This window comes from Marinomonas atlantica (assembly GCF_001639725.1).
GTDB classification, from domain to species: Bacteria; Pseudomonadota; Gammaproteobacteria; order Pseudomonadales; family Marinomonadaceae; genus Marinomonas; species Marinomonas atlantica.
In genome coordinates this window covers 1-15,043 of the sequence record NZ_LTAW01000007.1, presented here as the reverse complement: position 1 = coordinate 15,043, position 15,043 = coordinate 1, and the positions used below count along the sequence as shown (strand labels likewise).

The following is a 15,043-nucleotide window of genomic DNA, read 5'->3' as shown; positions in this document are numbered from 1 at the left end:
GGCGACCTTTAAATCGCCCCCCCAAAGCACTACTGAATAGACAGTGAAAGACCGCTGGAGCGTTCAACTTTTCGGTTCATTGCGCTTTCGAGTACATCTGCATCGCCTGAAATCAGAGTAAAGTGTTTTTTTGATCGCGTAATGCCCGTGTAGATCAATTCCTTAGTCAATATGGGGGAATTTTGACTAGGCAACAACATCGCTGCATGGTGAAATTCTGACCCCTGCGACTTATGGACCGTCATAGCAAATACGGTCTCTACGCTTTGTAAGCGGCTTGGTAACAACCAGCGCACGCTACCTTTGCCATCAGAGAATACAACACGTTGCTTTAATTGCCCATTAACGGGATACAGTAAACTAATGCCAATATCACCATTCATTAAGTCAACACTGTAGTCATTTTGCGTGACCATCACAGGACGCCCTAAATACCACAGACTATCGATACTAGTGAGTTGCTTGGCTGATAGCAGCACCTGTTCTATTTTAGCATTCATACCCTCTACGCCCCACTCTCCTTTACGCAATGCTACCAGCAACTGAAAATGGGCATGAGCACTAAGCACCTGCTTGCCCCAAGTGTCGAAAAGAGCGTTATCCATTATTGCGTCAGGCATAGCTTGAACCACGGACAAATAATGACCATAGCCTTCGACTAAGAGCTTCCGAAAGGCATTTTGCAATACCGATGTTGGTAATTGCTCTTGTTCTAGGAAACGTAATACCGGGTTGTTCTCGTACTGCTCTCTCTGTCGAAACACGTCTTTAAGCTCAGGCATCTTAGGATCATTTTGAGGGTCATCACGCTCATCATTTACTAAACTTGCCAATCGATGAATAACCCCGCCATCTTGGAAGCGGTAGCTTCGTCGAAGCATACAGACGGCTTGATTAAGAACAGAGCCCTGCGGGTCAATAAAGCTTTCCTCAAGGTTCTGCTGACAAATATCACGAATCCAATCTGCGGTCTCTTGAGTGTAATGGCCATCAACCGCGCCCTGACACAAGTCGCCTAACACATATCCTGCTTCCACTGAGGCTAATTGGTCCTTATCTCCCAACAGAATTACTCTGGCATCTGGCTCAATACCATCAAAGAGATTGGCCATCATCTCAATATCAATCATTGAAGCTTCATCAATAACCACAATATCGGCCACCAATGGGTTCGACTTGTTATGCTGAAATTGGCGGCTATTTGGCTTAGGACTCAATAATCGATGCAAAGTCATAACCTGCGTGGGAATCACTGCTTTTAATGCGTCAGGTGCAAGATTTTCAAGCTCAGGTAATGCCAAACGCGTTAAGTTGTCCGCTATGGACTCATTCAGGCGCGCTGCCGCCTTTCCGGTGGGAGCTGCTAAGCGAATTGCCAATGGTGGTAATTGGTGCATCAAGCGTTCAGCTTGTAGAAGCGCCAAGAGCTTTAAAACCGTTGTCGTCTTGCCCGTGCCAGGACCGCCAGTAATGATTGAAAAATGGTTACTGGCAGCAATACCACAGGCGATACGCTGCCAATCTGTGTCTTCGTAATCATGCTGTTTCTTTCCGAATAACTGATCAAGAAGACTACGTATATCCGTGTTACTAATGCGACTGGCAGGTTCAAACCGCGCTTTAATTCCCGATTCTATGGTTTTTTCTGCTTGCCAATAGCGACGTAAATACAGCAAGGCATTGCCTTGCTGCTGGACCAATACAAACGGTGTAGCCTGTTTCGAATCTTCTAGATTGTTAGCGATCACTGCCACAGCCGAACACGCCTCAATGTCAGCCAACCATTCTGATATCGTTAAACTTTCTATCCAGCTTTGCAGCTGAGCACGAGCTATTTGCTGCGCTTCATCATCCATACTATCCGTTGACACCATAGCTAAAGGCGTGACTAAGGTGTCCTTAAGGTCTACACAAACTTGTCCCATCGAGACACTGTGGCTTACCAGCAGCATGGCTAATAATACATCTTCCGAAGTATCCTGAGCCTGTTCACGAATAAAGTTCACCAACGCGTAATCTATATAACGGATCAGCCCAACATCTACCCACGTATGCATTTGCTCTAATCTAGTCATATGCACACCCCTTTGCCTTCCCAGCAAACAAAGCATCTAATTGCTCAATCAATGTTTTAGGCGGCTTATCCATAATCAAACCCTGTGTTTCTGGGTTGTCATAACCCCGCAAAAAGAAGTAAATCGCACCGCCAACGTGCGTGTCATAGTTGTAGTCGGGAATACGATCTTTCAAGTGGCGATGCAGCGCAACCAGATACAAGACATATTGCAGGTCATAACGCTTTTTCAGTAAGGCATCTTGCAACGCTTGTGCGTGGTAATCATCATCGGTGTTGCCTAGGAAATTACTTTTCCAGTCAATAACAAAATATTGCCCATCAATTTCAGCCACCAAATCAATAAAACCTTTAAACATACCTTCCAATTTTTGGAAATTCGCCATAGGGCGCTCACGTCCTTGCCATGTATAACGCCTAACCAGTTGATCTATCGCACCAGTAGTGACCTGATTAGCCGAAAACATGAATTCCAACTCAACAGATATTTTATGTGACGGGAGATCCATCAAACGCAGCACGTGACTTGGTTTGTGTGTCAGTGACTCGATTGCAAACGGCGTACTTAAAAAATCAGCTAGCCACTCTGAAAGCCCTTGCGCAAAATCTTCTAATATACGCTTGCGGCAACGACTGTAAACTGCTTCTTGACGCGTCTCTTGATCTACTACCGTTGCGGCAAAACCTTGCAATCGTTGACCATCCGGTGTTTCGTAACGCTGTTCAGCCGCCCACTCAATCAGACCATGCAAAAACGTCCCCATAGCACTGCCACGCGGTAAACGATGCATTAATTTATTCGCCAGCTGCTGCATTGGCTGTTCAATTGTCAATGTATCATCATCGCTCAACTGCTCATCAATGGCTTGCTCGCTTTGCGTACTTTCTGGGAACAAAGCATCACTTTTGCCGCCATAACTAATGGAGGAATAACTGGCAATCCACCAAGGTTCAATACCCAAAACGTTGACACGCCTAGCAGGGCGAGGCTGAGCGTGAAGCTCTGGTTGGTAAGAAAGCTCATCGAGTTTAGCGGTTGCAGTGGCGAATACATCGTCCAGCTGTTGATATTGCGCCAGCACAGAGCCATCACTACGCCCCAGCAATCGATGACCAGCCGATACCAATGCTGGCTCAGGGTCGCTTTTGCTACCAACAGGATCTTCCACTGCGACCCATTGTGCGCAAATAGCACGAGTCATTGCCACATAGACCTTACGCACATCTTCTGCCAAGCGCTCGAAATCAGCTGTCTCTACGTCTTCCTCGGTCGGCATAAACGTCAGATGCAAAGCGCCGTCCGCTCCATGGTACTCGATCGGTAAATCCGAACATTTGACTGGCCGCGCGTAATCTAAAAACGGCAACATAACGATAGGGTACTGTAGGCCTTTGGATTTATGCACGGTTACCACTTGCACCAAATCAGCATCACTTTCAAGGCGCTGTTGTCGACTCTCTTCTCCAGAAGTTTCGGTGCTGATGCATTGCTCCAAATGATGAATCAAGGCCTGCTGACCTTGCACCACTTCTGAGGCTTGTTGCAGCAGTTCGCTGATATGAAATAGATCTGTAATCGAACGCTCGCCATTGGCGTCTTTCAAATAGCGACTGGTGACCTGTTGATCCTTGAAAAAACGATGCAACGTTGGCATCACACCAAAGCTTAACCAATGATGGTGATAGCTTCGAAACTGTTCAATGAAGCTCTCCCAAAACACTTCATCATGATTTAATCGGTCCAAATCATACAGTGCCATGCCCATCAAGCGACTGCCTAACGCGATACGCAGATAATAACTGCTATACGGCTCCGCCATGGCTCGCAGCACCCGTAAAATATCGTCAGCTTCTTCGGTTACAAAGACATCATTAGCATCAGATAAATAGACGCTCGCGACATTCAATTCAAACAAAGCCCGACGAATTTGGCGTGCTTGATTACCACTATTGACCAACACGGCAAAATCTTTTGGCAGTATGGCTCGCACGCCCTTGCCTAGATTCAACCTTGCTCTACCTTGCTGAGATAGGTTTAACCAATATGCGATCTCATTTGCAGTCACGGCAGCACGATCCCATTTTGGGGCGCCTTCCTCTACTTCGCCAAGGTCCCATACTTGCTGCGGTGCAACAGGGCTGTCGTCTAACAGCAACGCAATGGCATCGCCTTGACGGCCTGACTCAACCGGCAAGAATGGAATAGGATCTTCATCGTCCCGCTTAAACAGGAAGGCACCAACACTTGAATTAACAGTCTCAGCATGCTCAAAGTAACGATTGACGCGCATAACCAGCTCTGGTGCCGACCGATAGTTATGAGTCAATGTGTATTGACGCTCACCCGTATCTTGTTTAGCCGCTAAATAAGTAAAAATGTCGGCTCCACGAAAGCGATAGATTGCCTGTTTCGGATCCCCAATCATAAAGAAGCCTGTATCAGGGTACGGCTCAGCAACATTGTAAACAGTGTCAAATATTCGATATTGCACAGGATCTGTATCTTGAAACTCGTCCACTAAAGCGACTGGAAACTGTTTACGAATTACCTCAGCGAGGCGCTCGCCTCCGTCACCCTGTAACGCTTGATCAAGCTTGATCAACAGATCATTCTGACTTAACGCACCTCGTTGTAGCTTTTCGTCTTCGACTCGTGTTGCAACCCAATGACTGGCATGACCGATCAAATACTGCAACGGAGTGATCAACTGCGACATCGCTTCTTGTAAATCCACCAAGGTATTTGCGCTATCTGGGTCAACGGGGATATGACTGGGATCGAGCCAGAAATCAGTGTCCAACAACGCAATCTTAGCAAAGCTCTTGCCAGAGAAAAGCTTGTCTAAGGCCTGCAAATCTTCGCCAGATGATTGGCTCCATGCATGAAGCGTATCAAATACTGACGCTCGATGTTTGGCATTAAGAGAAGTGGCTTTGAATAACTTTTGTTTTGCAGCGTCTTCAAAATCATGCTGCAATATTGGTAATGCATCCTGCACAGCGGATTTCAAAGCAGCAATTTTATCACTACGATCCTTGGCAATCGCTATTAATTCAGCACTAATATCCTCAGACACGGGAGGAATGACAGCGATTTTATAAACCACACGACTCACGGTTGCATACAAGTCTGCTGGGGATTTAAAGCAGCTCAACACTTGACGTAGTTCGGGCTCTTCTAGGGGAAACACCATTTCTCGCCAGTAATCTTCACACGCCTGAATAACTAATGGCTTCTCATTCTCCATCAAGGTTTGTGAGAAGTTTAAACCGCTGTAGAACGCATGCTCTGATAGGATGCGACTACACCAAGAGTGAATCGTCGAGACCGCCGCTTCGTCCATCCATTCTGCCGCCACATCAAGGCGGCGAGCGGCGGAGTTAAGGTCTTGCTCATCGGCTACTTCTTGTTTTAACTGAGTCAGCTGAGGGTCTGCTTGTGCAACATCACCGCGAAAATAAGATGCGGCCTCCACTAAACGTGCCCGAATACGGTCACGTAACTCACGCGTCGCGGCTTTGGTAAACGTCACGACCAAGATATTGGGCGGTAACAAATGATCCGTAAAGCTGCTGTCGCCACCATGCTTTAAAACCAGTCGCAGATATAACAACGCCAGTGTATAGGTTTTTCCCGTTCCGGCACTGGCTTCAATTAACGCTGAGCCAGATAACGGGAAGCTAAGTGGATTTAATTGCTTGGATTGGCTTGCCATTACTTGCGCTCCGCTAAACTGTCCATAATAGGCTGACATAACACAGGAATCAGTTCTTCAAACTCTTTCGTCTTTGCTTCATCTAGCGGTGGTTTAAAATACTGTTTAGCATAGTGGCTTCCAGAGCTTGCCAAGTCGCCGTCCACATATCGTTCTAACATTCGTTCACGATCCGTCTTTTTTGAGCGACCCGCAATTAAATACGCCATCGCGCCGTTGACCCCAAAACACAGAGGACCCTGCATAGCCTTTAACCAAGTCTTCGTTAATAGCTCTAGGTACGCTTTTGCCTGAGCCAGCTCCAGTGCTGCAAAACATAAGTCGCCATTGGGTGACATAATTTGTGTAGCCACATTACCCTTGTGAGCGACATTCGCCACCACATGACGCACCCAACCGTGCACCACATTTTGCCAACGCACTTTGGTGTCAATAAAGTTTTTCGTTATGGCTCGAGGAAAGATATCTTCCTCAATACGACTCTCACTGTAGACATTCGAGGTTTGTAAAATAAACTGTAGCGCGCCCTGCCCATCACCCGACTCATATAAGCGATCGAGATCATCGGCGTACGATAAACCCGAATTTTCATCCAGTAGCCACTCAAATTGACGTAATGTATCCACTTTTGGAGTGAGGCTGTGTACACGTTGGTGCCATGCAAAATACAACTGCTTAACAGTCTTTGGAAACAACTTTTCACGACGAATCTCGGCAAACGCACCCTCATATAACTCGCCCGCCGCTATTTGACGCTGCAAAGCTTGCTCAACTTGACGATCCCATGCCTCCTCCGTTGGCTCAAAACGCTTGGCAAACTGCAAAATCGCATCGTGCACTTGCCAAACTTCGAGGCCATTGCTGACAAAATTCTCAACCACTTTGGTTTCTTCTATTTCATTTGGGCGATGAATATCCAAGCGCTGAGCAAACAGTGCATCCACTGGGGAACGAAACAACGCAGTCAGCCTGCGAGCATTCAATGGTGCATCAGGCGTCCAAGCAGGCAAGTCCTGTTGATTTGCCTCTTGAGAAATACTGTTGATGGTCTCCCATTCTTTTTGATAGGTAAACAGTGCGGAGTCGTCAAAAAAATACTGACGACTGAACGGTTGCATTGGATAATCTTGTGTCAGTTGTTGTACCAACTGATCGTTGTTCCACGCTTTGTCTAGATAATCACGCAGCTGCCCAACCAATACCGATGGCGGCTGCTCAGTATTGTCTTTAGCACTTCGTCCTTGCCAACTAATGATCAGCTTATCGCGCGCTGACAATACTGCCTCTAGAAACAGATAACGGGCGTCTTCGCGTCGTGACCGATCCCCTGGGCGATAATCCCCCACCATCAGGTCAAAATCCATTGGCGTACTGATTTGAGGATAATCACCATCGTTCATACCCACCAAATATACCTGTTTGAATGGAATCGCACGCATCGGCATCAGTGTGGCAAAATTCACAGAACCAGACAGAAAGCGCTGACTCAGTGACGGTTCATCCATTTGACCTAACAGGGTTTCTTGAATTACATCAATCGCCACAAGCTCTTGCTCGACACCGGAGCCCTGTACATGCTCTTCAAGCAGCTCGATTTGATCAGAGATACGACTTAGCACTCGTTGTTCATGATCACTGCTCGGTGCAAAAAAAGTCTGCAAACATTGCTGTAACGTCTGGCTCCAATCTAACAATACTTTGGGCTCATTAAATGTCCGCCAAACCGTTTGCACATCGTCGACCAAGCGGTGCATCTGCCCTAATAAACGCGCTTCAAGACCACCAATATCACCATAAGGCAATACGTCTTGCCAGATCTCGCCATTACCCACACTGTAACCCAACAACATACGCCTTAGACCAAATAGCCACGTATTCTGTTCAGAGGGGTAGGTCAATCCCAAGCCGCTGCGCTGTTCTTTGTCTAATCCCCAACGAATATTGGCATGTTCAATCCAGCTTTTAAGCGTCACCACATCAGTTTCATTTATGGCGTAAGCCGAACGAAGCGCAGGAATGTCTAACAAAGACAACAAATCCGTCGCTTCAAACCTCGAACGGGTGATGGATAGCAACGATTCAAATGCGGCTACGATCGGATGCTGCTGACGAGCGCTTTGATCCGCCACATGAAACGGAATAAAACGCTCATCAGCATGTTCACCGTATTTATTAAAACGGCCAAATACGGCCTCTATGTGCGGCACATAGACATTAATATCTGGAGCCATAATCAAAATATCTCGCGGCTCCAATGTCTCTCCGCGTTGCAAAGCTTGCTCAAACTCATTGAGCAATAAATCATGCAACACTTCCATTTCTCGCTGGCGACTGTGTGTTTCGATAAAACGAACACTTTGGTCTGTTTCTACATCTATTAAGCGCTTCTGAGCTTTGCAGTCTTCAATGCTGCGCAATTGAAAAATGTCATCTTGCAGCTGCTCTAACAGTGTCGATTGTCCTGGTGATTCAAATAAATCGATCTTGCTATCGACAAAGAATGGTTGGTATTTATCTGGCTCGTCTTGCTCATCCAAGGAATGTAAATAGTCACGACCTAGCTTGCCCCATGAAGCCAGTAAAGGATTGCCGTAAAGGTGCGCTTCGTCTAATGAGATGTCTTTTTGGTTGCGGCCTTCGCGCATAGGTCGTCGAGAGGTCGCTTGACGCAGCAACTGTCGGCCTTCAATTAAGTCCCCCCAGTAATATTCACTCGGGTTCATGGTAAACAGCAGAATTTGGGTAAACGGCGCAATGGCGTGAAATACTTCGAGAATTTGATTGGGCAGAGATGAAATGCCAAATACAACAATCCGACGAGGCAACCCCTCAAGAGAGGTTTGTTGCTTACAGTGCTGAATAAAGTCTTGGTGAATTTTGGCGCGGTTAACAATCTGCCGCTTGCCTTTGGCAAACTGTGGATCTTGCTCCACGTCTAATACTAAATAACGCCATAAAATGGGCTGCCATAGCTGATCGTCTGGCACAGGCTTGGAATGCGAACTTGCGATATCATCTCGACTAGGCATGACATCCAGTTGGTCTTGCCAAGCTTGCAGCCAATCAGCGCGATAGATTTGATATTGGTCAAATAGCTTAGCGATACGCTCCGCCAACACATAGCGGCGATGCTCGGGGTTCTTACCTGTCGACATAAAATGCAGCAATGCATCGTAATGCCCTGCTTGATTGACACGGTCTAAATCCTTTAACAAGCGAAACAAACGCCAAGTCATCGGCTTGAGGTCGAATGGCGATTGAGTATCTAATTCCCAAAACGCGGCTCGATAGGCTTCCCAGACAAACCGCCCAGGCAAGGAGACATCAATAGAAGTGGCAATACCACAGCCACCTTTTGGTTCATCCTGAGCCAGTGCCTGCTGCAACCATTGAGCGATGCCATTACTTTGTACCAGAAACTTATCGGTCTCCAGCGGCTCAAGCGGATAACGCTTCACCCATTCCACTAACACGTCTTTTAACGACTCAAGACGATTGCCTTGAATGACCATCAATCCCGTCGGCCAATGACTCATAATTCACCTATATCCAATCTCACGTTAGGCACTATGGTACATCAAAATGACGACAGATCATGACGCAAACAAATGATTGTTTCAAAAATAAAAAAAGCCAGCTAGAAACCTAGCTGGCTTTTGAATTGACTTAAAATATAAGCAATTACAAATTAACCATCAGGATTAATGACGTATTCCTGATTATTGAAGATCACAGTAATTTCGTTACTACTTAGATCAGATTCTGTACCAAATGATACCGCTTCAACATCATTGCCAGATGAATCTTTTATCATCAATGAACCAGAACCATCACTATTTTTAGTTAATGAAAGGTTATCTGCCAACAACTGCTGAATATCATCGCCTTCGTTTACTTCAAACAAATCAGACACATCTAGTGCATCGTCATCAGCATCAAAGTCTTGGATTAGGTCTAATGCATTATTTGACACACTGCTGTCTTTAGCAAGAATGAAGATGTCGTTCCCTTCACCACCGACCATAGTATCAGACGCGCTATCATCGCCTCCGAAAAGAACATCATCCCCAGAGTTACCAAATAAAGTATCTTCTCCAGAAGTTCCTTCAAGGTACTCATCTCCATTCGAACCAACAATGGCTGAATCAACAGATGTACCGGCTAAGTCATCATTGACGCCATCTGTATTGATTTGTGCAACTAGATCAAACTCATCAATATCCGCATCAGAATTACTAACAACCGTTAGATTATCAATAGAGGTTTGACCATTTGCTTGCACAGTATAGGAACCATCAGCATTAACGGAGAGATCAACACCATCTTGCTGTAATTTTGCTCCGGTCGGTACTCCAAAGACATCTACGCTGGACAATGTTTCGCCATTCGCTAAATCTGACACATCAATGCTTACTTGGTAATAAGCTTGAGAAGTGCTTCCATTAAATGGGTCCTCCATAGCAGACAGTTGAGTATCTGTTGGCAAATCAAAGTCGGCCCCCTGAACAACGCCGTCCATCGCTTTGATATTTTCAAAGTTCTTGATGCGATCATTATTTATCAGCTGTTGTACCTGGGATACAGTCAAGCTAGACAAATACAGATAATCCGTTCCGTCTTCACCATCCAATACACCATTTACATGGCCTCCCACCACCAAGACATCACTACCCTTACCAAGCTTAACGGTTCCATCTATGTGCCCTTCAACAACAACGGTATCATTATCATCTTTTGTAGAGATCTCACCGTTAGAGTTGACCGCACCTTTAATGTGAATGACATCATTACCTTTGTCGGTATCAATAGTGGTATTCACATTTCCACCAATAAAGATTTGGTCGTTGCCTTTTTCGGTTTCTATTTTGCTATTGCTGTTTAAATTCCCACCAATATATACTGAGTCATCATTATTGCCAGATTTGATTTTTGCGTTAGCATCGCCGCCAATGTAGATATCATTTTCCCCATAACCAGCTTTAATCTCACTGTTACTATTCAAATGCCCTTTAATATATAAGGTATCATTTCCACTACCTGTATCGACTTTAGAATTAACATCGCCTCGTACAGCAATGATATCGTCACCAGAATTAGTATTTAGAGGGCTTGATGAATTAAGGCTACCTTCAATTAGAACTTTATCTTCGCCTGACCCAGTATCAACCGTCCCGGTTACATTACCATTTACATATAGTGAGTCATTACCTTCTCCAAGAGAAATATCACTTCCCCAATTAGTAGAGCTGCCTAACGCGACATTATCATTATCATCACCAGTAGATATATCGGCTGACGAAGCCCCAGTGATTTCAATACGATCATCGCCAGAATCAGTATTCACATAAGAATTACCACTCCATGTGCTGCCTTCTAGTAGTACATCGCTATCGCCGCGGTAATCGCTAAAGTAAATATTTCTATCGCCTATTTCATGGTAATCGTCGCCCCATACATTAAAGCTATGTCCATCCTCAAAGCCTTTCCAAATATCAGAAGAGATACTTGAGTCAACACGGGTTACGGTCACATCGACTTCAGCTGCATTAGACGATGCCGCAGGGACACTAATGCTCACCGTAGCACTGCCCGTAGCCCCTTCATCATCACTGACTGTGTAATCAAATGATGCGGTACCGTTAAAACCCTCAGTAGCCGTAAAATGAACATTTCCATCAGTTCCAATGAACACATGACCATGCTGAGCGTTCGATACAGAGGTTAGAGTTAAATTGTCACCATCTGTGTCGCTATCATTAGCAAGTAAACTAGAAGCGCCTATCGTCAACGTTGATCCAACAACAGCATTAAACTGGTCATCACTGGCATTAGGGTCATGATTAATAGGAGTGATTGAGACCGTTTCGCTATCAGTAGCAGTCGATGTCCCATCAGTGGATGTTGCTTCAACTGTGATATCGAAGCCCGCTAAACTATTTGGAACGCTTAGCTGAACATCGTCAATTTCATTTTCAGAAAGTTCATAATTGCCATCGCTATTTTTACTAAACTCGACACCACTAGAATTAACAAGCTTGGCAGTTTCTGGAATACCAGAAACGGTAAACGTTAAAGTTTCGCTGCCATCTTGGTCGTTCTCTACACCACTAATATTCAGTGGATACAAGGTAACATCGGATGTCGATTCTAAGGTTACCTGAATATTAGAGATATCAACGGTCTCTGTTGTGGCGGTACTATCCACTAAAAACTCAACATCAAGGTTACCCTGAGCATCTAAGGTTGCAGTATAAGTCAGCGCATCAGATGTTGTAGAGGATTCATAAGTATGGTGGTAATTACGTTCATCTAACTGAACATCATTTGCTTTAATTACAAAGGTATCAGCTCGACTATTGCTACCGTCTAAATCCCAGCTACCTTTCACTAAGGCATCAAAGGATAAAGTTACTGTTGCACCAGCATTCTCTTCACCGAAGCTCAATGTTCTCACCGCAGAGGAGTCTGTCCAGTCACTAGAGCTATTAACATTGTTGTCACCTCGGTCACCCAAATTATGAATATCATCACCAGTTAACACCAAGTCATTGTTCAAAGAAACTTCACCAATAGAAACAGATAAAGTTGGCGCATCAGCAACGGCGTCAACAGTTAATGACAATATTGAAGACATGCCATTATTTGTTGCATACGTAATATCAGGCACTTCCCCAGCCCAATCTTCTACAGGTGTAAACTGATAAGAACCATCACTATTGATAGTAATTTGGCCAACGCCATCTAATGTAATTGATTGATCTGCATTCGCTGCTTGCCCCCCGAAAGAGAAACTTGAAACAGCAAGCTGCTGGTCTCCTCCAAAGTCATTACTTAACAAACCGTGCTCTGCATCGACAGTTAAAGTGGCATCTTCTAACAAGTTACCGCTGTCATCAGCTAGAGCCGGTAAGTTGTTATGAACAGAAATAGTCAATGTTCTAACAACAGTATCGCCATCAGCATCCTTAACTTGGTAATCAAAAGATGCATCAGACTGACCGCCATTAGGAATGGAGTCGGCAAAAGTTGAATTTGGTTGATATGTATATGATCCATCTTCGGCAATAACCAAAGTGCCATATGTGCTATCAACTATTGTCTGCGCTTCAAGATCCCCTCCGTCAGCACCAAAATCAGAACCAAGATCTACAGTGCCAGTAATTTGTTCATATCCATCTACCGAGCTAACTACTTCGACCTTCGCAACTACTTGAACAGTATTTGTTTGGTCTTCTTCAGTAACTAATGTATGTGACACAAACCCATCAGCCAAGAAGCCTTCCAAAGAAACTTTGTATTCATTTCCATTAACGGTAACTGTCTGACTGCTTAAATTAGACAAACGTACTGTATCCGCAGATTCAGAAGCAGAACCACTATTTGTAGTTTGATCAATGACAAGATCTGCAGTTAGTGTGACTTGATGCGTTTCACCTTCAATAATCACATCAAAGGTATAACTTACATCTGTCGTTTCTAACGACACATAGCTTGAAGAAATAGGGGTATTATGGTGGCTAAAGTTGCCTAACGTAACGTAACTATCAACGTCGACAGAGCTACTTCCATTGGCATCAACCAAAGTCAATTCAGTTGGGCTACCGTCACTATCATCCCAAGAAAGCTTATCAACCAATTCATCAGAGTCAGTATCTAATTGCTGTGACTTATCCTGGTCCTCGTTAGAGGTTGTTTCAAAATCGACATTAGTGAAGCCGCCTTGAATATTCGCTACCGTGAACTCAGATGCAGCGGTTGAATTCAAGCTCAGGTAAACATCATCTTCAACATCACTAGCACTTGGTGAGTCATCTTCAATAACAACTTTAATGACCTCTGAAACAGTATCTTGCCCATCAGAGAGAAGAATTTCAAAATCGAGATCTAACGTATTTTCTTCAGAAGCTAAATCTGTAACTGCATGATCAACGGGAGCAGATAGAGTTACTGTGTAAGACGCCTGACCATCCTGGATGTCACTTACGGAAATACGCAATACCTCAGTATCGCCTGCCATGCCAATAACATCATCACCATTTTTAGACCAAACAACAGACACACCACCAGAAGTGATTGAAGTTGTCGGCAATCCTAAAGACAAAGCGAGATCAGCATCTGAAGGTCCAGAGATACTAAATGTGTTGGTTACAATTCGTACATCAGAAACATCAGTATTGCCGCTATCATCAGCTAACCCTCCGGTTAAAGCCTCTTCTGTAACCGTTGCCAATTCAGAACCATCTGGAATAGAAAGGGCTACTTCATCTCTACCATTTATGGTGATAGTAATAGTCTGAGTATCATTACCGTCAGCGGTTGAGACGGTATACGTCTCAACGATGCTCTCACCATCATCTAGGGCCTGAATTTTTTCATTACTATTATCGACTTCATACGACCAGTTGCCTTCATCATCGATAGTCAGCACACCCAATTGAGCACCATTATCAACAGTGCTACTGGTAAATACTGGTGTCGTGTTAAATGCACCATTTCCGTCAACATCAGTAACCGTTAACGTACCGTTCAAAGACAACTGAATACCACTTTGATTGGAATTAGTATCGTTATCCTCAGTTAACGAACCACTGGCTTTGTCACCATTATCTTGTTCAATAGTGATTTCAGAACCATCATCAACAGGAGTGACATTAACTGTCACATCTGCACTGTCCGTTACAGTGCCATCAGTAATGGTGTAGCTGATGGTCGCGTCGCCGTTGAAGTTCTCAGCCGGGGTAAACTGTACCTTACCATCGACAATCGCCACCGTGCCTTGTGCTTCTGGCACGCTCACGTCTGTGATGGTTAGAGTATCGCCATCCAGGTCCGTATCGTTCGCCAACACATCGATGGTCACAACCGTGTCTTCACTGGTAGAAGCTGTGTCATCCACGGCATCTGGACCGTCATTCACCGCATCCACGGTCACAGTCACTTCAGCGCTGTCGGTCGCGGTACCATCAGTAATGGTGTAGCTGATGGTCGCGTCACCGTTGAAGTTGTCCGCCGGCGTAAATTGAACTTTACCATCGACAATCGCCACCGTGCCTTGTGCTTCTGGCACGCTCACGTCTGTGATGGTTAATGTATCGCCATCCAGATCCGTATCGTTGGCCAACACATCAATGGTCACAACCGTGTCTTCGTTGGTAGAAGCTGTGTCATCCACGGCTTCTGGACCGTCATTGACCGCATCCACGGTCACAGTCACTTCAGCACTGTCGGTCGCGGTACCATCAGTAATGGTGTA

4 protein-coding genes are annotated in these 15,043 nt (G+C 45.1%); all 4 read right to left on the bottom strand.

Features of this window, described 5'->3' with window-relative positions; translation table 11 throughout:
* Positions 1-29: 29 nt before the first annotated feature.
* Positions 30-2,075, bottom strand: a complete 2,046-nt coding sequence (recD, locus tag AYW75_RS13175; protein WP_067100166.1) for an exodeoxyribonuclease V subunit alpha — start codon at positions 2,073-2,075, stop codon at positions 30-32.
* Positions 2,068-5,790, bottom strand: a complete 3,723-nt coding sequence (gene recB / locus AYW75_RS13170; protein ID WP_067100165.1) for an exodeoxyribonuclease V subunit beta — start codon at positions 5,788-5,790, stop codon at positions 2,068-2,070. The genes recD and recB overlap by 8 nt, the downstream gene beginning before the upstream one ends.
* Positions 5,790-9,326: an exodeoxyribonuclease V subunit gamma gene (gene recC, locus AYW75_RS13165; protein ID WP_067100164.1), complete on the bottom strand. Its 3,537-nt coding sequence runs from the start codon at positions 9,324-9,326 to the stop codon at positions 5,790-5,792. Before recC ends, recB begins: the two co-directional genes overlap by 1 nt.
* A gap of 152 nt (positions 9,327-9,478) precedes the next feature.
* Positions 9,479-15,043: Ig-like domain-containing protein (locus AYW75_RS13160; protein WP_156490858.1), on the bottom strand; the 5,565-nt coding region annotated here is incomplete at its 5' end.

Excerpts from the sequence above, each read along its gene's own strand:
- recD (WP_067100166.1), bottom strand. The coding sequence starts at position 2,075 with ATGACTAGATTAGAGCAAATGCATACGTGGGTAGATGTTGGGCTGATC.
- recC (WP_067100164.1), bottom strand. The coding sequence starts at position 9,326 with ATGAGTCATTGGCCGACGGGATTGATGGTCATTCAAGGCAATCGTCTT.
- recB (WP_067100165.1), bottom strand. The coding sequence starts at position 5,790 with ATGGCAAGCCAATCCAAGCAATTAAATCCACTTAGCTTCCCGTTATCT.